This is a genomic window from Catelliglobosispora koreensis DSM 44566 (assembly GCF_000379685.1).
GTDB classification, from domain to species: domain Bacteria; phylum Actinomycetota; class Actinomycetes; order Mycobacteriales; family Micromonosporaceae; genus Catelliglobosispora; species Catelliglobosispora koreensis.
Genome location: NZ_KB903283.1, coordinates 300,552 through 320,450, shown reverse-complemented (window position 1 = coordinate 320,450; position 19,899 = coordinate 300,552). Strand labels below are relative to the sequence as shown.

Sequence of the window (19,899 nt, the reverse complement as noted above, 5' to 3'; positions counted from 1 at the left end):
GCGTACCGCCCGGCGCCACCGTCCACACGGGACCGAATGGACGCTATGCCCCGTCACCTTTTCAGCCTCCACTGACCTTTCCATCGATGCCTGGCCGAGACGGATCAGGCCGGCCTCGGTGAGGAGGCCGGCCTGGTGGGTGCTGGGATAACTAGACGAGGTCGAAGCGGTCGAGGTTCATGACCTTGACCCACGCGGCGACGAAGTCCTGCACGAACTTCTCCTTCGCGTCGTCGCTGGCGTAGACCTCGGCGACCGCGCGCAGTTCGGAGTTGGAGCCGAAGAGCAGGTCGACGCGGCTGCCCGTCCACTTGACGTCGCCGGTGGTCAGGTCACGGGCCTCGAAGGTCTCCGCGTCGGCTGACGTTGGCTTCCACGCGGTGCCCATGTCGAGCAGGTTCACGAAGAAGTCGTTGGTCAGCGAACCAGGAGTCTTCGTCAGCACGCCCACCGGGGACTGCTTGTGGTTCGCGCCGAGGACGCGCAGACCGCCGACGAGCACCGTCATCTCCGGTGCGCTGAGCGTCAGCAGGTTTGCCTTGTCTACCAACAGGAATTCGGCCGGCAGACGGTGGCCCTTGCCCAGGTAGTTTCGGAAACCGTCAGCCGTCGGCTCCAGCGGAGCGAACGACTCGATGTCGGTCTGGTCCTGCGTGGCGTCCGTGCGGCCGGGTGCGAACGGAACCTCGACCGAGTGGCCGGCGTTCTTGGCGGCCTGCTCGACAGCAGCCGAGCCACCCAGCACGATCAGGTCAGCGAGCGAGATCTGCTTGCTGCCAGCCTGCGCGTTGAAGCTCTCCTGAATTCCGCTGAGAACCCGCAGGACGAGTGCCAGCTCATCAGGGTTGTTGACTTCCCAGCCATTCTGCGGCTCCAGCCGGATCCGGGCGCCGTTGGCGCCGCCGCGCTTGTCGCCGCCACGGAACGTCGAGGCCGACGCCCACGCGGTGGAAACGAGCTGTGGCACGGTCAGTCCAGAAGCGAGGATCTGCGCCTTAAGGCTGGCCACGTCGGCAGCGTCGACAAGCTCGTGCGTCACCGGCGGAACCGGGTCCTGCCAGATCAGCGTCTCGGCGGGGACCTCGGGGCCGAGGTAGCGCACGATCGGGCCCATGTCGCGGTGGGTCAGCTTGAACCACGCGCGGGCGAAGGCGTCGGCGAACTCGGCCGGGTTGTCCTTGAACCGCCGCGAGATCGGTTCGTAGATCGGGTCGAAACGCAGCGCCAGGTCGGTGGTCAGCATCGTCGGCGCGTGGCTCTTCGTGGCATCGTGCGCGTCAGGAACGGTGCCAGCTCCGGCGCCATCCTTTGGCTTCCACTGGTTCGCGCCTGCCGGGCTCTTGGACAGCTCCCACTCGTACCCGAAAAGGATCTCAAAGAAGCTGTTGTCCCACGTGGTCGGAGTGTTGGTCCAAGCGCCTTCGAGGCCGCTCGTGATCGTGTCCCCGCCCTTGCCGGTCCCGAAGCTGTTCTTCCAGCCGAAGCCTTGCTCCTCAAGCGGAGCGCCCTCGGGCTCGGGGCCGACGTGGTCGGCGGTTCCGGCGCCGTGCGTCTTGCCGAAGGTGTGACCGCCGGCGATCAGGGCGACCGTCTCTTCGTCGTTCATCGCCATGCGCTGGAACGTTTCGCGGATGTCGCGAGCCGAGGCGATCGGGTCCGGGTTGCCGTTGGGGCCTTCCGGGTTGACGTAGATGAGTCCCATTTGGACGGCGGCGAGCGGGTTCTCCAGCTCACGGTCACCGGTGTAGCGGGCGTCGCCGAGCCACGTGGTTTCCGGGCCCCAGTAAACGTCCTCGTCGGCTTCCCACACGTCGGGGCGGCCACCGGCGAAGCCAAACGTCTTGAAGCCCATGGACTCCAGCGCGACGTTGCCGGCGAGGATCATCAGGTCGGCCCAGGACAGGCTCTGGCCATACTTCTTCTTGACCGGCCACAGCAGACGGCGGGCCTTGTCCAGGTTGCCGTTGTCCGGCCAGCTGTTCAGCGGTGCGAAGCGCTGCTGCCCGGCACCGGCGCCACCGCGGCCGTCGCTGATGCGATAGGTGCCAGCGCTGTGCCAGGCCATCCGGATCATGAACGGGCCGTAGTTGCCGTAGTCAGCCGGCCACCATTCCTGCGAATTCGTCAGCACCTCGGCGATATCCCGCTTAACCGCGGGCAGGTCGAGGGTCTTGAACGCCTCGGCATAGTTGAACGTGCCGAGCGGGTTGGCCTCGGCCGGGTTCTTGGCAAGAATCTTCAGATTGAGCTGGTTCGGCCACCAGCCGCGGTTACCGCCACCCTGGGTTGGGTGAGGAGCGCGCCCGTGCGCGACCGGGCAGCGCGACTCGCTCCCCGCATCCGCGTCGTGGATGATGGCGTCGTGGTTCTCAGACATCGGAATCCTTTTCGAATCTAGGCGGTCGAACAGTCAGGGCATAGGCCCCAGTAAATGACCTCAGCCTCGTCAATAGAGAAGCCCTGGCCATCAGAAGCGGTGAGGCACGGTGCGGCACCCGCGGCGCAATCAACGTCGGCGAGGAGGCCGCACGAGCGGCAAATGACGTGATGGTGGTTGTCCCCGACACGGGACTCATAGCGGGCTACGGAACCTGAGGGTTCAATGCGCCGCACCAGGCTCGCGGCGGTCAACGCTCGCAACACGTCGTAAACAGCTTGATGGGACACACGCGGCAGTTCTCTGCGCACGGCCCCGATGATCGACTCCGTGTCAGCATGCGGATGCGCGTGCACCGCGCTCAGCACCGCCACTCGTGGACGAGTCACCCGTAACGCGGCCCCGCGAAGCATCCCCTGGAAATCCAGTGCCGTGGCCACACCCAGCAGTCTTCCCGCTTTTCTGGAATGAGTCAAGTTTATGGGCCACATGTCACCGTGCGTGCTCTGTAGGGTGGCGGCCATGACGGAATCCCAGCGCCAGCCTGTCCCCCGAAACGATGAGGGCGAGCTTGACACTAGCCTGGCCTTCCTGACGTTCGCCCGGCAGTGTGTGCTCAAGAAGACCGAAGGCCTCGACGACGAACAACTGCGGCGGGTCGTGGTCAGCTCAGGCACCACTCTCCTCGGCTTGGTGCACCACCTGACTACAGCGGAACGCTACTGGTTCGGTTACCACGTCGCCGGAACCGGCGCGGATGAGCAGTGGGACTTCGGCATGGACGTGCCTGAAAGCGTTAGCAGCGCCCAGGTTCTCGCCACCTATCGCGCCGCGATTGAAAGCAGCGACGCCGCGGTGCTCGCCGCTAACGATCCGGGCGCGCCGGTCGTGGTGCCGGTTGACGGTGAGTTTCGCACCGTGCGCTGGGTTCTAGCCCATATGACGAGCGAGACCGCCCGCCATGCCGGTCACGCGGACATCATCCGCGAACAGATCGACGGCATCACGGGACGTTAGCGCCGGCAACGCAGCCAGGAAAGACGCGCGCCCCTGCCAGACGGGATGCGTCTGACAGGGGCGCTCAAGCGACGGCTGGACAGCGACCGCGCTGTGCCTATGCACCGCCCACGCCACAGGTGCGGGTCACCAGCGATGGTCGCGCCAGTGGTGACGATGCGGTGCAGGAAAGGCTTGCGGGCGCCCAATTCCCAGGCGATCTGGCTGTCCAGGCTTTGCTCGTCGTGAAGGAACAATTCGACTGGGCGGCCACGGAAGCGGCGCGCGTCAGTCCAAGCGGCTCGCGGATCGCCGTCGGGCAGGAGAACCATGATGTCGAGGTCCGAACCGGCCGACGGGCGCATGCTGCCGTTCAGCACGGCCCAGCGGGCCTGCGGGAACAGCTCCGCGACAAGGTCGCGTGCGTCGATAACCGGATTCGTACTCATGGGCATCAGGATCCCCTGCCATAGACGAAAACGCGATCGATTTAGCAGGCGCTACCGCCTGTGCTGCGGTAGAGCACGACGGGGGTGTTCGCGCTCAGCGAGTAGGCGCCGAAGAAGTCGGTCCTACAATCGCCATTGAGGTCCGCCGCCTGAATATTGTGCAGCAGGTCGGTGCCCAGATGCGTTGCCTGCCAAGTGATCGCGCCGTTAGTGCGGATCTGGCGGTAGATGGTCAGACGGCCCTGGCCGCGATATTCCGACGACACGAGGTCAATCAGCCCGTCACGATCCAGATCAACAGGAATGAATCCGTGTACTGAGCTGAGGTTCGTGTCGATGACATGCTCCGTCCACGTTCCGCCAGACTGTTGTTCAAACCACGACAGTTTGCCGTTTTCTTCCGACGGTGACAGGACAATGTCGACCGGCCCACCGTTGATGTTCACGACTCTGACAGCGGCGTAACCAAGCCAGTGACCAAACGTGCGCACAGGCCAGGACGCGGCCGCTATGGCACCACCCGGGTTCTCCATCCAACGGCCGCCGACGACCACGTCACGCCTGCCGTCACCGTTGACGTCAGCCACATCGAGACCGTTGAGACCGATCCCGGGATCGAGGGTGAACTTCGTGAACGTCGCGGACGCACCCTGCAAGAAGACGTCAACGGCACTGTGGCTTTCACCGCGCATGCTGATGTCTTGCTTGCCATCACTGTTGATGTCGGCGATGACGATGTCGTGAGTCATGTTCGGGTTGCCGCCCGGCAGGCTGCGCGCGGCCCAAAGGGTGGCGTGCTGGACATTCTCATACCACGTCGCTCCGACGACGACATCGATATCACCGTCGGCGTCGATATCGGCGGCGGCGCTTCCGCTTTGACTGCTAGCGGTCTGGGCGATGACACGCTCTGTCCAAGATGGAGTCTGGTACCAGACGATTCTGCCGTCGCGCCCAGACACGATGAGGTCGGCTGTCCCATCGCCGTTCACATCTCCGATGGCCTTCATCCATGGCTGGTTCTCCGCCACCGCGTCCACGATGACGCGTTCATAGCTGAAGCCCGGAGCCGGTGGTTGCGTGGAACTCACCGAGAACATGATGGTGTAGTCGTCGGTGTTCACGTTTCCGGCGGCGTCTTGACATCTCACGGGATACGAATACGTGTTGCCAGCGGAAAGCCCGCTCACGGTCGTCGCGTGGGACTGTCCGCCCGTGGTCTTGAAAATGGTTGTCCCGTAACGGCACGTCGCGGGTTCATTGGTGGTCAGCGAAACGGTCGTGGAAGTGGTGTTCGCTGGCAGGCTTCCGGTGGGTGAGCCGCCCGAGCGCACCGGTGCTGTGGTGTCTGCTGGCGGAGGCGTGCCATCACTAGCGGCTTTGAACGCCACCAGATGCAGCACCCATACGCTGCCGTTCTGCGTCGCGGTCGCGCGATGTGTCCCGGGCGCTGAGGCGACCGCGTCCATCGTGCGGTCACCGCTCAACGTGGAACGTGTGGTGTACCCGGGGCCGGCCGACGTGACCGTGCTGTTGGAGGCGCCACTGCCAAACAGCAGGGCTGGGCTGGCCGTCACGTTCACAGGGCCACTGTCCATCGCGCTGCCCGTTCCGGTGGCGCTGCTGAATCCGCCGAGCGGGCTGGACTTGTCCAATCCGGAGTATTCGTGGATGTAGACCATCGCCCAGCTGGAAATCGCCGTGCTGAACGTGGCCGAAACCGTGTTAGCACCCGCGCCAATGTTCTTGGCGTAGAAGACTTGTGAGCTCCACTGCCCACCGGAGAAACGGGTCGCCGGTGCGACCGGCACGAAGGTGTTGCGTGAGTCGGTAACGGTGACGTTGCCGGTGTTGCTCCACAAAACGTATGCCACGATAAGGTTTCCGGCCGTGTTGGCGCTTCCAAACGCGACGCTGTTCACGGTGCCTGACGTGATCTGTTTGGCCGTGCTTTGCACATGTGCCGGACTGGCCGCCGAGGCCGGCGGTCCAGAAGAGAGCAGAGCTGCCACGGACACGACGACCAGTGCACTTCGCACCAAGAGTTTCTTCACGGTCGGCCTAGTACCCCAATTGCTTATGTGAAAACCGGTTGCGAGGCAGGGCCAGGTTCGCGATCTTAGTTCTTTCAAAGAAATGAGAGTCCTTGTCTAAACCCACCGTTTCCGTATTCGCCTCGCCAGCGAGCTGGATCGAGTCCGATGCCGTCGACCAGTGCCACCAAGTGGCCGCACTCGACGGCATGATTCACGTTGCCGCGATGCCTGACCTGCATCCGGGTAAAGGCGCACCGATCGGGGCCGCCATGGCATCGAGCGTGCTCTACCCGTTTCTCGTGGGCTCGGACATCGGCTGTGGCATCGCCGTTTTCCCGATCAAGCTCAAGCGTGCCGTGCCCGAGAAGCTGGCCGCACGCTTCCCCAATCTTGACGAGCCGCTTAACCCGGATGACGTGGACGCCGACATTCCCGCCGGTTACCGCGATAGCCTGGGCACGGTGGGCCGTGGCAATCATTTCGCTGAGCTGGCCCGCGTTGAGACTGTGCTCGACCCGGATCACGCGAGCCGTCTCGGACTCGCGGCAGGTGACCTGGTGCTGATCGTCCACAGTGGATCACGTGGGCTCGGGGAGGAGATCTTGCGGGCACACACCTCCGTTCACGGGGCGGGCCCCGCCGCTGATCCGTCCGCCTATCTGAAAGCGCACGACGACGCGGTTAGCTGGGGATCGCTCAACCGGCGGCTGATCGCGGAACGTGTCGCCGATGCCCTCGGAGCGGACCCTGCCGAGCCGATCGTTGACCAGTGCCACAACCACGTCGAGGTACGAGACGGGGTGTATTTGCATCGCAAGGGTGCCGCGCCTGGCGATGGACGTGACGTGCTGGTCGCTGGGACGCGTGGCACACCTTCCTATCTGGTCGCCGGGCACGCTGGGCCCGAGGCGAACTACTCCGTGGCGCATGGCGCCGGACGCAAGATGTCACGTGCCGACGCGCTTCGCCGGGGGAAGGCTAAGCACACGGTGGAGGAGCTTCGGCGTACCCCCATAGGATCTTTTGTGGTTTGCGGAGACCGGCAGTTGCTCTTCGAAGAGGCACCTTCGGCTTACAAGCGCATCGAGCAGGTCATCGCTGACCTCGTCGAGCACGGCCTGGCCACGCCAGTGGTGAAAACAGTTCCCCTGGTCACTTACAAAACACCGAGCCGGCCGTGACCGTCCACTTGCTCCTTTCCGCTGGGCGCGGCCCGCAAGAGTGCACCTGGGGACTGGCCGAGCTGGTGTCCCGCCTCGAGGCCGAAGCCGTGCAACAGCGCCTGACCGTCAGGCGGACCGAGACCGTGCCCGGTGACCGCCCGGAAACGTTCCGCTCAGTGCTGCTGAGCATCTCCGGGAAACGGGCCCAGGAATTCGCGGCCACGTGGACCGGAACGCTGTGCTGGCAAGCGCCGAGCCCTTACCGGGCGAGCGCAGGACGCAAGAATTGGTACGTCATCGCCCGGCCGTGCGTCGTCGACGCTCCACACACGACATTCAGTGAAGCCGATGTCACCTTCGTTGCCTGCCGGACCGGCGGCCCGGGCGGGCAGCATCGTAATAAGGCCAGCACAGCGGTCCGGGCTACGCACCGTCCAACCGGGATCGTCGTGGTGGTCGACACGGAGCGCCAGTTCAGCCTCAACCGCGGCATCGCCGTGCGGCTCCTGCGCGAACGTCTTGAACGCAACGACGAAGCGGCGGGGCGAGCGATCACCACCGCGCGCTGGCGCATCCACGATGAGCTGGTACGCGGCAACCCGGCCCGGGTCGAGCGACCGCGGTTATAGGGCTTTTGTAGAACATGTGACGCGGGCCCGCCCATGATGACGGCGTTCATCGCAACGTCGTTACCAAAGGAGCACACCGTGTCAGGTAAAACCAAAGCACGCTGGATCCTCGCCACCATGGCCGGCCTGCTCATCGGCATCCCGTTCGGCTCCCCCGCGCAAGCGGCGTCCCACAAGGCGCCGTTCGACTGCGGAAAGACGTTCTACGCCAACAACTGGTCGCCTGGGCACAGCCCATCGGGGTCCATCGACTGGCAGAGCTACGGCAGCGACGCGATCAACGGCGAGAATGTCCGTGCCACCGCTGGCGGCACCGCGCGTTTCTACAACGCCGGCTCCACCAGTTATGGCCTGTGGGTGGAGATCACCCACAGCGACGGCACCCGAACCAGGTACGCCCACATGTCCTCCATGGTGAGGTCAGCCGGACAGAGCATGTCCGTCAGCCAGGGCACCAAAATCGGAACCGTTGGCTCGACCGGCGGCAGTAGCGCACCGCACCTGCACTACGAACAGCGCAACTCCTCCGGCGTCGTCGACACCAGCCCCACCGTCGATGGCGTGACCATCTCCCTCGGCCAGAAGAAGGCCGTCACCAGCAGCAACACCTGCGGCGGCGGAACCAACCCCTACACGCCAGAAGAGGTGTGCGGCAGCGGCTACTCCGTTATCGACTCCGCCGCTCTCGGCACGGTGGGCCGGGTGTACCTGCTGTACAACTCCGGCAACGGCTACAACTGCGTCACGACCCTCAAGTTCGTGAGCCTGGGCACGCCCAGCGCGGTCTCGGCCTTCCTCGAACCAGAAGGCTCGTCTCGCACAACGGATTCCGGAAGCTTTAGCTACTACGCCGGGCCCGTGAAACGTTCCGCGCCCAACACCTGCGTCAAGTGGGGCGGATCAGTCGGCAGCACGAGCTACACCAGCCCATTCGAACACTGTGGATGACAAGCTGGCCAAAGGCCCCGGCCCGGATTTCGGGCCGGGGCCTTTTCTGTTCTGCTACAAGCAATTCCACTTCACGGCACGGTTCATCCAGGTCTGGTCCTCGACCACGGTTCCGGCCATCGTGCGGCCGTTGTCGCTAATGCCGTAGCCGACGTTCCACGCGAATTCGCCCGCGAACGGGAAAACGTCAGGCAGCTGCTTGAACTGCTTGCCGTTACTCATCAGCGCGTGACCTGAGCTGCCCTTGCCAACGAACCAGCCCATGACATTGACGTCGTGAGCGTCTTCCATTTCCGGGAACACCTCAACGGCGCCAGTCGCGAGATCCCAGCGCACCGCCACGGGCGCCATGCCCGAGGGGTAGCCGTAACCGACGACCCAGCCGTTACGAACGGCGGTTGGCCGCAGGTATTGCAACGGCGCCCCTTGGTACACCGGAACCGTGAGCGGATAGCCGGTGCCATCCTTCGCCCACACGTAGGGGACGTAATTGTCGGCAGCACCAACCGAGCCCACGATGGTCCCGTCATCGTCGATGTCCGACGCGCCCCCGTTTTCCGCTCCCGCGGGCAGCGGAAGCCGTGCCGGCGCGGCCAGCGGCGAAGGCCACAGGTTCAGCCCGCCAACCATCTGGCCTTTTTCGTTGATCGCGACCGGCTCCCCGCCGATCACTTGGTGCAGCTTTCCGTCGAGGTAGACCCAGCCGCCTGTGCCATACCCCGATCCGACGGCGACCCCGTGCGCGTTGACGGCGTGCATGACGTCGTCGATGCCGCCAAGGTTCAGCGGCGTCGCGCGGTTGCGGTCCCACAGCATCGGTGTCGCGTAGTCCTCCGGTGGGTAGTTGCGCCCCACCGAATAGCGGCCCGTCGGGTCCATCCCGTGGGCGAGCGTTTCCTTGACCCCATTGACCAGGCCAAGGGCGTGACCCACGCAGATCCGCGGCAGTGGTTTGACCGTCGTGTCCGCCCTGGTGTAGCCGGGAATCCCGTTACCCGCGGGGCTTGCCTGGGCCGACGCTCCAAAACAGATACTGCTCGCGGCCATCGCTGTCGCGGCCGCCGCGGCGGCAAGCCGGCGAACCGCTGATGTGTCCAGTCGCAAAGTTCCATCTCCCTTTCTCGGCGACGTTCCGCTACGTAACACTGGGAGCCGCCAGGAAAGGTTGCGGTCGGGACCGTCCTTTGTGGAGATTGCGTGGAGGCTGGCCTTTCTCGCGACTTCATCGCTTAGATTGACGGCCGTGACACGAAGAGTGTGGATTCCTGTAGCGATCGTCTTGCTCGCCTTGTTCGGCTGGGCCATCTGGGCGCGGATTCCGGATTACATCCTGTCCGGTCACTTCTGCAGCGACAACGAGGCACGCTTCGCCGAGGCGCTAAGCCGCGATCCCCTGCTGACCCAGCCGCCGCCAGGCATCGCGCCGATAGACATTCAGCCGGTACCAGACCCGTTCCAGCCGTGCGAAGGCAACAGCGACAACAGCTACTACGGCGGTGCCGCACGGGGATTCGAGCTGCCATCCACGGGGCTGGGCGACGTCGAGTCCTACTACCGCCAGCTGGCCACGAGCCACGGCTGGCAGGTGACACAGCCTGCCGCGGGCGAGCTGATGGGACAAAAGATGATCGACGGCACCGCCGTCGTCTTCCACCTCAGCGGACTGGAGCACCAGCCGCGGTACACCGCGTTCTGGGTGGAGCTGCGCTACGAGCAGCTCGGCTCAACCCGCTATCTCAGCTCACGGCTTTCTTGACGAGGGCGGCGAGCTTTTTCTCCTCGGTCGCGGTGAGTTTGGTCAGGGCGAAGGCGGTCGGCCACATGTTGCCGTCGTCGAGGTTAGCGACGTCGTTGAAGCCGAAGGTGGGGTACCGGGATTTGAACTTCGCCGCGGGCTGGAAGAAGCAGACGTTCTTGCCGTCCTTGTAGTACGAAGGCATGCCGTACCACAGTTTTGGGGTCAGCTCAGGGGCGGTCGCCTTGACGATGGCGTGGACGCGCTCGGCCAGGGAACGATCGGGCTGCGGCATTTCAGCGATCTTCTCGAGCACTTCGGCTTCGGTGTCCACTTTGGCGCCGCGACCCGACGCCTTGAGTTCTTTGGCGCGCTCCTTCATCGCGTCGCGTTCTGCCTCGGTGAACCCGTCGTAGGACTTCTTAGCCATGCTGGCTTCCTCTCACATAAGTCTTGATGGGACCGATTCTCATGCTAGGCAGCCACCGGGGCGGTGGCTTCTCCGAAACTGAGGGATCGCGATTCGGATACCAAGGCGGTAACGGGGGCAAAGTCCGCCCGCTCGACTTGCACTCTGCGCAACAGGCTTCCGCATCATGCACAGGGGTTCCGCATTGTGAGGCATGTGTGCAAGATGGGTCCATCGTGGACAGCCGTCCTGCAAGTCCGCGACTCCTAGCCCTGAGGAGACCCATGAAACGCATCGTCCTAGCGGCCGTCCTAGCAGCGAGTCCGCTCATCATCCCCGCCGCACCGGCCCTTGCCGCCCCACCCTCGTCGCTTTACACCCTTGTGTGGTCTGACGAGTTCGATGGCACCACTGTGGACACCACGAAGTGGCACCATCGCACCGACGTGAAACGCGAAAGTGCGCAACGTCCAGAAAACGTCAGTATCGCGGGCGGGTTGATGACCATCGCCTTGAAGAAGGAAGCGTTCAACGGCAAGGAATACACCGGCGGTGGACTCATTAGCAAGAAAGCGTTCCGCTACGGCTACTACGAGACCCGTGCCAAGATAACGGCCCCACGCGGGTGGCATCCGGCCTTCTGGGCGATGGCTGGCGATGGGACGACCACGGCGCCGGCTTACCGGCGTACCGAAATCGATGGTTTTGAATTTGATATGCACGCACCCCGGTCGATTCACCACAACGTGCACGGCTGGAAGGCCGACGGAACAAAGACAAGCAGAGGCACCGCGTACGATGTCGGCTTCGACACGTCGGCAGCGTTCCACACCTACGGTTTCGCCTGGTCGGAAACCGACGTCAAGTTCTATGTGGACGGCACGCTCAAGCACACGGCCAGCTATTCACCAACGTGCTGCACACAGCACGACTACATCAACATCTGGCTGACTACCATCGCGGTGAACCTGGCCGGAATGGACGACACGACGTTGCCGGGCCAAGTGCAATTCGACTACGTGCGCTACTACCAAAACGGGAACTACACCGACAACGATGGGCCGACCGCGAATCGTTACACCGAAACGGGATCCTGGACGACTAGCGCCATCGCCGGGCACACGCTGGAGAATACCTCGCGCTACAGCGGCACGGCCGGCGCGACGGCGATCTGGGGCGGCTGGCTGCCAGCTAGCGGAACCTATGACGTTTACATCTACAAGATCGTGCAGCCCAACAGCGACAACAACTCGCGCGTCGACGTGACGCACAATGCTGGCACATCAACGGTTTACGTGGACTACACCGCCGGAACCACGGGCTGGGTGAAGCTCGGCACCTGGCCGTTCTCCAGCGGTTTCAACGGATCCGTGACGCTCACCGGCAGCGGCGGCGGGTATGCGCGGGCCGACGCGGTCAGGTGGACCCGGGTGAGTTGAACGAGACCGCTACATTTCTCTATCGGTAGATCTGTCTCCAGATGGGGAAAGGATTCCTTTGAGGTACATGCGGGCGTTGGCGGTGACTGTCCTAGTGACAGCTATCGGTGCCGTGTCAGCAGCGACGCCGGCTCAGGCCGTCGCTGGCCTGGCCTATATCAATGCCAACAGTGCGTCAGACAGCAGCTCAACGAAATCGCTGACGCTAAGTTGTCCCGCTGGAAAGGTAGCGATCGGCGGCGGGGCATACGTGACCGGTGCGACCGGTGACGTGACCATCCGTGAGGTCCGGCCGCTGCTGGCCGGAGGCATCGGGCGGCTCATCGTGTCGGCACAGGAAGATCCGGACGGTTTCGCGGGAACGTGGCAGCTGTCCGCGACCGTGGTCTGCGTTCCGCAGCCAGCCGGGCTCGCCTATGTCAGTGCGTCAATGACTGACCCGGCCCTGGTCTGGGCGACCGCGTCGTGTGGCGCGAAACGCGTCATCGGCAGTGGTTACACCGTTTCCAGCACTGGAGCGGTCAAGGCGGCTGGCGCGCAGATCGGCGCGAGCAATCGCGCCTACATCAGTGCCGAGCCCAGTCGCGTGGCCGGTGCGATAGTTCCGGTGACCGGCACGGCGATCGCGGTTTGTGCCGATGCCGCCCTGCCGGGCCTGACCGATGTCGCGGTCGAGACCGCACAGAACTCCCTTGACGGCAAGTCAGCCACGGCCGTGTGCCCGGCTGGCACTGTCGTGATTGGAGTGGGCGGGGATCTGTTCCGCTTCCGCAATCACACCGTGATCGACGACTTGCGGATCATCCCCGCGTCGAGATCGGTGATGGTCACCGGCTACGAAGACCAGGCCGGAAACCCGGACATCTGGGCGGCCACGGCATACGCGGTCTGCGCGACGTAAGCGTCACACCGAAGAAGCCGGTCTCAGCGTCGAGGCCGGCTTCTTTTAGTCAGCCATCACTTCGGCGATGGACCGGGGCGAGCGCACCTTGGTGAACTGGATGCTCCCGGCGGGCATCATCCACGTCATGACGTTGACCGCCAAGCGGCCGATCCGCACCGCCGGATCGGCTTCGGCGTGCTCACGCGCGGTCTCGGGGTCGACTGACCACACAGAGAAGCCACGGAACTGCTCATCGTCCTGATCCACCAAGGGCCCGCGCACCAGAATCAGCCCGCGCTCATGCAGATCGGCGCCGTGAGCGAGGTGCCGGTCCTGAAGCTCAGCCGCCTCTTCCTCCGTCATCACCGGCGCATCCGCGCGCAGCGTCAACAAGATCACGGTGTAACGGTCGAATCGCATACGCCGAAGATGCCATAAGTTATCCACGTGGTGGTAGGAGTAGACGAGGTGATGGCGGAGCTGGCCGCGATGCTGCGCGGGGCGCGTACGCCTAAGGTGCACGACTGGCTCGTGAACTATGTGGTGAAGAAGAGCCCGCACAGCGAGGACTTGCGCCAAGCCTGGTTGGCCGATCCTGACCCCGTGGTCGCGAGCGCCGGCTGGGCCCTGACCACGGAAGGCGTGGCGAAGAAGCCCGAGGGCCTCGACCTGCCTGCGCTTCTCGACACTGTCGAGGCGCAGATGAAGGACGCTCCGGAGCGGCTGCAGTGGGCGATGAACCATTGCCTGGCGCAGATCGGGATCGAGCACGCCCAATATCGCTCTCGAGCCATCGGCATCGGTGAACTGCTGGGCGTGCTCAAGGACTACCCGACTGCCCCGGACTGCACGTCCCCGTACGCGCCCATCTGGATCAATGAGATGGTCCGGCGGCAGACCGTGCGCTGAGCCAGCCCGCCATGGCGCGAACACCGTGGCCGATGGCTCGTTCGCCGGGGCCAGGTGCTGGGCCCGTGCGGTGGTGTCCGTTCCGGTGACGGTGATCGTGCCTGGCCCACCGGCCTGCCCGCCGGACCCCGGCCCGCATATGCCGCAGACGGTGCCAACAACCCGGCTCCCGCGGCGGCGACAGCAGCGGCACCAAGCACTGCGCGCCGGCTGACGGCACGACTATCTGTATTGGACATAGCAACAAGCCTGGCGCGGCCGGCAAATGAACACATTGAAGCCTGGCCGCCTATCGGCCCTGGGGCTAGCCTCCCCCTAAGGGCGACTGCAAAGCTATTGCAAAGGGCCCCGGTCAAGCTGCCGGTATGAGTCCAGTCGACACGTTTCTAGCGGCGGTCACGACCGCCACGATCCCCGGGTGCACAGCCTGGGCCGAGGACGCGGTCCTTGACGCGACCGTGCCGAATTGGCGGATGCGCAGGCGTGGCGCTGAGCGGATCCGCGCCGAGTTCGCCAAGTGGTACGCCGATCCGGGCAAGTTCGAAGAGCTAAGCCGCGTGGCGATCGAGCCTGGCACAGAGCTGGTGCGCTTTATGCTGACGTGGACCGAACACGGCGTGCCCCACGCCGCGCATCAGGCACATGTCATCCGCATGTCCGCGGACCGGATCGCCGATCATGTGGTGTATTGCGGAGGCAGATGGCCAGCGGGACTGCTGGCACAGATGGCGGAGGCGGCAGATGACTGACACCACGGTGTTCCCCACCGTCGAGCTCATGCTCGCCAGGGCCAGCCATCGCGAGGAGATGGAAAAGAACCGCGATTCGCTGTCGGGATCGGCGTTTGAGCGTGTAGTCATCGACGGTGAGCCTTACGTGCTCAAGTACCTCGGCTATCAGATTGACTGGCTGGCCCGGGCGCTCGGTGACAGGGACTGTTTCGCCCGCACGATGTGGCAGCGAGGTCTGCTCGGGCAGCTTCCGGCCGACATCGACCACACGATCGCGGCGGTCGCCGATGATCCGGGCACCGGCCGGGTCGCGCTGCTTTTACGCGATGTGGGGCCTCACCTAGTACCACCTGGGAATGAAAGAATTGGACAGGAGCAACACCGGACCTTCCTCGATCACATGGCCCGGATGCATGCCGCGTTCTGGGAATTTCCCGATGGATCAGGGCTGCTTCCGCCGGGCAACCGTTACATCGCACTGACTCCGGGCACGGGGATGCGTGAGGCGGTGACCGCTTCGGCTGATCCGGTGCCGCGCATGCTGGTCGCGCGCTGGGCCGCGCTGGCCGAGGCGGCCCCGCAACTGCACGACTACGCCGCGAGAATCGCTCACGATCCGGCACCACTGGTGTCAGTCCTCGAACGCATGCCGGCGACGCTCGTGCACGGAGACTGGAAGCTGGGCAATCTCGGCAGCCACCCCGACGGGCGAACGATCCTGCTGGATTGGGGCTGGCCGGGCAGAGCCGCGCCGCTGGTGGACCTCGGGTGGTACTTAGCGGTCAACTGTGACCGCATCCCTGAGTCCAAAGAGGACACGATCGCCGCCTACCGAAACTCCTTGGAGCGCTTGGGCATTCACACCGAGCCGTGGTGGCACGAGCAACTCGGCGTAGCGCTGCTCGGTGCGTTCGTTCAGCTCGGCTGGTCGAAGACGCGCGACGCGGCGGAACTCGAGTGGTGGGAACGGCAGGTGACCCCGGTGGCCCGAAAGTTGCTGGAGGCGTAGGTGTATGACGACGCGGCCGCGTGGGCGGCCGGCCCGGCGAAGGTCTATGACCTGCTAGCCATAGCGGCGGTGGGCCAGATTCCCGGTGACCTGAATGGCTTGCTGGCACTGGACGCCGGGGCGGGCACCGGTGCCGCTGGCCGTGCCCTCGCGAGCCGCGGCGCCCAAGTCGTGTCGATGGATCTGTCGGAAGCCATGGTGCGCCTAGCATCTGGCGTTCGGGTCGTGGCCGACATCAAACATTTGCCATTGCGCGATGATGCTGTCTCGGTCTCGGTGGCGTGCACGGTTCTGTCGCATGTGGACGATCCTCTCGTGGCGGCGAAGCAACTCGCTCGCGTGACCAAACCGGGTGGCACTGTTGTCATTACCGCCTTTCCGGCCGGCGCCGGGCACCCGGTCAAGTCGGCTGCCGACCGGGTCTTGGCGGCTGCCGGTTACCGGGAGCCGGATTGGTACCGTGCGGTCAAAGGTCCGGGTGAAGGAGTGGTCGGCTCCCCCGAGGCGTTGACGAGACTGGCCGCTGCGGCTGGGTTTTCGTGGTCGCGTGCGCACACCTTGCTGGTCGGCCTTGACAGTCTCGGTGCGGATGACCTTGTCGCCTGGCGCCTCGGGATGGCACAAGTCGCGGCCTGGGTGGCCGCCAACAACAGGGAACAGCTCGCCGAGGAGATTAAGGCGTCGCTTCCTGATTCCGTCGATCCGTTGCCACTGCTGGTGTTAGCCGCTGGACGCTAACTCCAGCGGCGCGTAACGGCGAAGTTCCTCTGTCGGCCGCTCACCACCGCGTGCCAGCGCCATCAAGTCATGTCCAAACGCGACATACCTTGGCACGCCAAGCCGCTCTGCCTCGGCAATGACTTCGGCTGCTATCTCTTCGGCCTCCTCGAGGTTGCCTTCCAGCTGAACACAGCGGCCGGTTAGCAGCCTGTGCCGCAGGGCATGACGCCAAGCGAAGGGATGCGGGGCGGCCGCTTCCGATTGGGCTCGTTCGAGAAGCGACCGTGCGGCAACGGCATCCCCGGCACGCACCCGTCCATCTGCCAGACCGAGCAAGGCATCCGCGACCGGTTCGGTCATCCCGGCGGCACCAAGCGACCGGGCGTATGCCGATTCGTTGCAGGCGTCAGCCTCCGCGGCTTTGCCGAGGTTGCGCAGAATCCAGGCCCGGCAGTTCTCCGCGCGTGCGGTGAACCGTTGCGTGTGCTGACGGGCGGCCATTTCGTCCACGGCGGCGAGCTCGGTTAGCGCCTCCTCGGCCCGCCCCAGCATGCCCATGGCTTGCGCTGTGGCTAGATGCCGATGGGGCACGACGAACGGGTGCCGTGAGATTGGTGCCCCACTCGCGTCGTCAAGCAGTTCCAGAGCACCGGCCGGATCACCCCGGTCAGTACGCATCGGCATGCTCCACAAGAACGCGAGTGCCCGCAGCTCGGCCGGGGCGGTCTCCTGTGCCGCACGCAGGAACTCATCGGCGGCGTCGAGATCTCCGTCCACATGCGACACCCGCCCGGCTAGGGCCAGGCAGCTCGTCTTCAGGCGCGGGTCGTCGGCCAGCCGCGCACCGTCTTCGCTGAGGCGCCGGCAGCGGCGGAAGTCCCGCAACAGATAGGCCGCGATGGCGGCGACCTCCATCCCCTCCGCGCCAACGCCGCCAGCCAGGGCCACGCCCGCGTCATCGGCCGCCTCCTGGAACCGGCCAGCGGGCAACGCGACCCGTGCCCGGCGCAGCCGCAAGGCTGGCGCGTCAGCGGTTTGCAGCGCCTCGTCGAAGAGCCGCAACGCTTCCTCGTGGTCATAGCGGGCCGCGGCGAGTTCGCCAGCGTCAGCCAGCGCCTGGGCGGCCAGGCTCAGATCGCCGCCCAGCCGCGCGTGGTGCGCGACATCAAGCGGATCGGCCCGCTGGCCACGAGCGTGAAGTGACCGGGCCGCCTGGCGGTGCAGCAACGCCGTACGGCTCGACCCTGTCGCCGCGCACAGAGCGTCGCGGATGAGCTGATGCCGGAACCGGAAGCCCTGGCTGTCTTCGGTGAGCAACTGACGGCTGACGCCCACCTCCAAATGGTCCAGCAGCACCGTGGGCGGCGCGTTGAGCACCGCCGAAACAAGGTCCAGATCGACATACGTGCCCAGCACAGCGGCGGCACGCAAGGTCACCGCGGCCGGCCCCGCGCGGTCACACCGCTCCGCCACGGCGTCGCGAATGGACTCCGGCAGCTGCTCGTCGCCGGCGTTCAGAAGTTCCATCAGGAAAAGCGGATGCCCTGCGCTGCGGGTGAAGAGGTTATCCGCCCGGGCCGCACCAGCGATCTCCTGCACCGCCTCCAGATCCAGCGGGCCGAGGGCGATTTCCCTTGAGCCAGCGGGAGTGGCGCCCTCGCCCGGGCGGCTCGCCGTCACCATCAGCACCGGCAGATCAGCCAGGCGCGTGTGGGCGTGCTGAATCCAGCCGATCGTCGCCCGGTCGAGCCAATGGGCGTCGTCAATGAGCAAGGCGACCGTGCCGTCCTGAGCCAAGCGCCACATCACGGTGTCGACGGCGGCATACAACGCGTTCAGTCCCGTGTGCTGTTCACCGAGGGCTGCCAGTGTGCGGTCGACGTCGCCGCCCGCTGGTGCCCCGATCAGCGGCCGCAGCAACCGGCCGGCCCCTTGCAGCAGTTCGGCTTCCCGCTGTGGCCGCTGACGCAGCAAGGCGGCGATCGCGTCGATAATGGGCTGCAGCGCGAGGTCGCCACCGAGTTCCGTCCCGGTCGCCCGCAAAACCGCCACGTCCTTGAGGTGTCCCGACCAGAAGGACAGCAGACGGCTCTTGCCAATGCCGGCCTCGCCCCGGATCGCCACCGAGACGGCCTGTCCACTCTTCGCGTCGGCCAGCGCCTCATCGAGCAGCCTGAGTTCCCGCTCACGGCCCGGCAGCCGCTCGCCCTGCAATCGTTGTGTGCCAGCGCGTTTGACCTCCGCGGGAACTTTTTGCTGGAGCAGGTCCACATACGACGCTGTGGTTTCAGCTGCCGGATCGATCCCCAGTTCGTCGCGCAGACGCTGGGCCATCTCCAGGTAGGCCGCTATGCCCTGGGCCGGGCGTCCGGCACTCGCGCACGCCGACATCAGTAGCCGCAGGGCCGCCTCGTCGTAGGTGTCTATGTCCAAAGTTGACGCTGCCGCCGCGATAGCCGTCCATGGGTCACCTGCGGCGAAGGCGATCTGTGCCGACGTCAAGCGGGCCAGCGCGGAGGCACGGGCCGCCGCCTCGCGCTCGGGCTCCAGCCACGGTCTGGGATCCTCGTCCGGCAACAGTGGCCCCCGGTCAAGCGCGAGCGCGGCGTCTATAGCGCTGCGTGCGGGGGCGAGGCCGCCCGCTTCCAGCCGCGCACGCGCCTCGGTGACCAATCCGGCCAGGGCGTCAACGTCAAGCCAGTCCGCTAATAAGGCATAGCCTCGCCCGACCCTGGGCAGGGCTTGTGCGCCGAGCACCGAGCGCAGCCGGCTCACCAAAACGGACAGCTGGTCCGCGGAGCGTTTCGGTGGGTCCACCGGCCAGATGATCTCGGTGAGCGCGTCCGCCGCGATGGAGCTGCCCCGGCCCAGGGCCAGCCGCGCCAGCAAAGTGCGTGCCTTGCGGCTGCCAAGCTGAGCGAACTCGACACCTTCGATGTCGAGACCGCCGAGCAGCCGCACGCGCAGGACCACGCTGCAAATCTAGTGCAAACCTCCGGGAGCAAGGTCAGGTAGTCATCACTTGAGAGGAGCCCGGATCATGGGTAACGCGGAGCAAAAGGCATTCTCCACGCCGGACGAAACGCGCGAGTTCGAACGCGGGAAGCTCGACCTTGTCGATATCGGCGGCGGGCAGGTCGGCCAGCTGACCCTGCAGCCCGGGTGGCGCTGGAGCGACCACGTCAAACCGCTAGCGGGAACACAATGGTGCGAGGCGCCCCACTTCCAGTACCACGTCCAGGGCACCCTGCGCATTCAGATGGAAGACGGCACCCAGTTCGACGCGAAGCCCGGCGACATCACCGCCCTGCCCAAGGGCCACGACGCCTGGGTCATCGGCGACGAACCAGTGGTCGTCGTGGACTGGTTTGGCGCCAGCAACTACGGCAAGTAGGGCCTTGTCCTGTTCAGCGGTTCCCCACGGGAGGCCGCTGAACAGGCCTACCCTGGATCTGACATCAGCTTC

General features: G+C 65.2%; 20 protein-coding genes. 12 read left to right on the top strand and 8 right to left on the bottom strand.

Annotation, left to right across the window (positions count from 1 at the left end; all coding sequences use genetic code 11):
* Window positions 1–151: 151 nt before the first annotated feature.
* Window positions 152–2,377, bottom strand: a complete 2,226-nt coding sequence (gene katG / locus A3E1_RS0127115) for a catalase/peroxidase HPI (RefSeq protein ID WP_020523938.1) — start codon at window positions 2,375–2,377, stop codon at window positions 152–154.
* A gap of 17 nt (window positions 2,378–2,394) precedes the next feature.
* Complete coding sequence (locus tag A3E1_RS0127110) at window positions 2,395–2,790, bottom strand: Fur family transcriptional regulator (protein ID WP_040392010.1); 396 nt, start codon at window positions 2,788–2,790, stop codon at window positions 2,395–2,397.
* A 109-nt stretch (window positions 2,791–2,899) separates the two neighbouring features.
* On the opposite strand from A3E1_RS0127110, the gene A3E1_RS0127105 reads away from it, so the two are divergent.
* Window positions 2,900–3,394, top strand: coding sequence for a DinB family protein (locus A3E1_RS0127105; RefSeq protein WP_020523936.1), 495 nt, complete (start codon window positions 2,900–2,902; stop codon window positions 3,392–3,394).
* Here the strand turns inward: A3E1_RS0127105 and A3E1_RS42295 are convergent.
* Both A3E1_RS42295 and A3E1_RS0127095 read right to left on the bottom strand, forming a co-directional pair.
* Window positions 3,391–3,822: a nucleotidyltransferase domain-containing protein gene (locus A3E1_RS42295; protein WP_020523935.1), complete on the bottom strand. Its 432-nt coding sequence runs from the start codon at window positions 3,820–3,822 to the stop codon at window positions 3,391–3,393. The two genes, A3E1_RS0127105 and A3E1_RS42295, sit on opposite strands and share 4 nt — an antisense overlap.
* A 41-nt stretch (window positions 3,823–3,863) precedes the next feature.
* Window positions 3,864–5,876, bottom strand: coding sequence for an FG-GAP repeat domain-containing protein (locus tag A3E1_RS0127095; protein ID WP_157631755.1), 2,013 nt, complete (start codon window positions 5,874–5,876; stop codon window positions 3,864–3,866).
* A gap of 92 nt (window positions 5,877–5,968) precedes the next feature.
* Between A3E1_RS0127095 and A3E1_RS42290 the strand changes: the two genes are divergently transcribed.
* From A3E1_RS42290 to A3E1_RS0127080, 3 genes are all read left to right on the top strand, one after another.
* Window positions 5,969–7,039, top strand: coding sequence for an RNA ligase RtcB family protein (locus tag A3E1_RS42290; RefSeq protein WP_040391881.1), 1,071 nt, complete (start codon window positions 5,969–5,971; stop codon window positions 7,037–7,039).
* On the top strand, window positions 7,036–7,650 hold the full coding sequence (gene prfH, locus A3E1_RS0127085; RefSeq protein WP_020523932.1) for a peptide chain release factor H: 615 nt from the start codon (window positions 7,036–7,038) through the stop codon (window positions 7,648–7,650). The genes A3E1_RS42290 and prfH overlap by 4 nt, the downstream gene beginning before the upstream one ends.
* Window positions 7,651–7,728: 78 nt before the next feature.
* A complete protein-coding gene (locus A3E1_RS0127080) occupies window positions 7,729–8,598 on the top strand; it encodes a M23 family metallopeptidase (RefSeq protein ID WP_211215996.1) in 870 nt (289 codons plus the stop codon).
* 54 nt (window positions 8,599–8,652) lie between these two features.
* Here A3E1_RS0127080 and A3E1_RS0127075 read toward each other — a convergent pair whose 3' ends face one another.
* Window positions 8,653–9,702 carry a hypothetical protein gene (locus tag A3E1_RS0127075; RefSeq protein WP_157631754.1) on the bottom strand — a complete coding sequence of 350 codons (1,050 nt, stop codon included), beginning with the start codon at window positions 9,700–9,702 and terminating at the stop codon, window positions 8,653–8,655.
* 139 nt (window positions 9,703–9,841) lie between these two features.
* Between A3E1_RS0127075 and A3E1_RS0127070 the strand changes: the two genes are divergently transcribed.
* Entirely contained in the window at window positions 9,842–10,354 is a 513-nt protein-coding gene (locus tag A3E1_RS0127070) for a hypothetical protein (RefSeq protein ID WP_245571390.1), read from the top strand.
* On the opposite strand, the gene A3E1_RS0127065 is transcribed toward A3E1_RS0127070, so the two are convergent.
* Entirely contained in the window at window positions 10,335–10,763 is a 429-nt protein-coding gene (locus A3E1_RS0127065) for an iron chaperone (RefSeq protein ID WP_020523928.1), read from the bottom strand. The genes A3E1_RS0127070 and A3E1_RS0127065 overlap by 20 nt on opposite strands.
* Window positions 10,764–11,026: 263 nt before the next feature.
* Between A3E1_RS0127065 and A3E1_RS0127060 the strand changes: the two genes are divergently transcribed.
* Together A3E1_RS0127060 and A3E1_RS0127055 are read left to right on the top strand one after the other, a co-directional pair.
* The gene (locus A3E1_RS0127060; protein WP_020523927.1) at window positions 11,027–12,181 is read left to right on the top strand and encodes a glycoside hydrolase family 16 protein; all 1,155 of its coding nucleotides are present in this window, start codon (window positions 11,027–11,029) and stop codon (window positions 12,179–12,181) included.
* Between the two features lie 67 nt (window positions 12,182–12,248).
* On the top strand, window positions 12,249–13,082 hold the full coding sequence (locus tag A3E1_RS0127055; protein ID WP_020523926.1) for a hypothetical protein: 834 nt from the start codon (window positions 12,249–12,251) through the stop codon (window positions 13,080–13,082).
* Between the two features lie 45 nt (window positions 13,083–13,127).
* On the opposite strand, the gene A3E1_RS0127050 is transcribed toward A3E1_RS0127055, so the two are convergent.
* Window positions 13,128–13,484 carry a YciI family protein gene (locus A3E1_RS0127050; RefSeq protein ID WP_020523925.1) on the bottom strand — a complete coding sequence of 119 codons (357 nt, stop codon included), beginning with the start codon at window positions 13,482–13,484 and terminating at the stop codon, window positions 13,128–13,130.
* Between the two features lie 27 nt (window positions 13,485–13,511).
* Between A3E1_RS0127050 and A3E1_RS0127045 the strand changes: the two genes are divergently transcribed.
* From A3E1_RS0127045 to A3E1_RS45140, 4 genes are all read left to right on the top strand, one after another.
* Window positions 13,512–13,973, top strand: a complete 462-nt coding sequence (locus A3E1_RS0127045; RefSeq protein ID WP_245571388.1) for a DNA alkylation repair protein — start codon at window positions 13,512–13,514, stop codon at window positions 13,971–13,973.
* A gap of 365 nt (window positions 13,974–14,338) precedes the next feature.
* Window positions 14,339–14,722, top strand: coding sequence for a nuclear transport factor 2-like protein (locus A3E1_RS0127040; RefSeq protein WP_020523923.1), 384 nt, complete (start codon window positions 14,339–14,341; stop codon window positions 14,720–14,722).
* Complete coding sequence (locus A3E1_RS42285) at window positions 14,715–15,713, top strand: phosphotransferase (RefSeq protein WP_020523922.1); 999 nt, start codon at window positions 14,715–14,717, stop codon at window positions 15,711–15,713. Before A3E1_RS0127040 ends, A3E1_RS42285 begins: the two co-directional genes overlap by 8 nt.
* On the top strand, window positions 15,714–16,451 hold the full coding sequence (locus A3E1_RS45140; RefSeq protein WP_020523921.1) for a class I SAM-dependent methyltransferase: 738 nt from the start codon (window positions 15,714–15,716) through the stop codon (window positions 16,449–16,451).
* On the opposite strand, the gene A3E1_RS0127025 is transcribed toward A3E1_RS45140, so the two are convergent.
* Complete coding sequence (locus A3E1_RS0127025; protein WP_020523920.1) at window positions 16,434–19,406, bottom strand: ATP-binding protein; 2,973 nt, start codon at window positions 19,404–19,406, stop codon at window positions 16,434–16,436. The two genes, A3E1_RS45140 and A3E1_RS0127025, sit on opposite strands and share 18 nt — an antisense overlap.
* A gap of 67 nt (window positions 19,407–19,473) precedes the next feature.
* On the opposite strand from A3E1_RS0127025, the gene A3E1_RS0127020 reads away from it, so the two are divergent.
* Window positions 19,474–19,827 carry a cupin domain-containing protein gene (locus tag A3E1_RS0127020; protein ID WP_020523919.1) on the top strand — a complete coding sequence of 118 codons (354 nt, stop codon included), beginning with the start codon at window positions 19,474–19,476 and terminating at the stop codon, window positions 19,825–19,827.
* Window positions 19,828–19,899 lie beyond the last annotated feature (72 nt).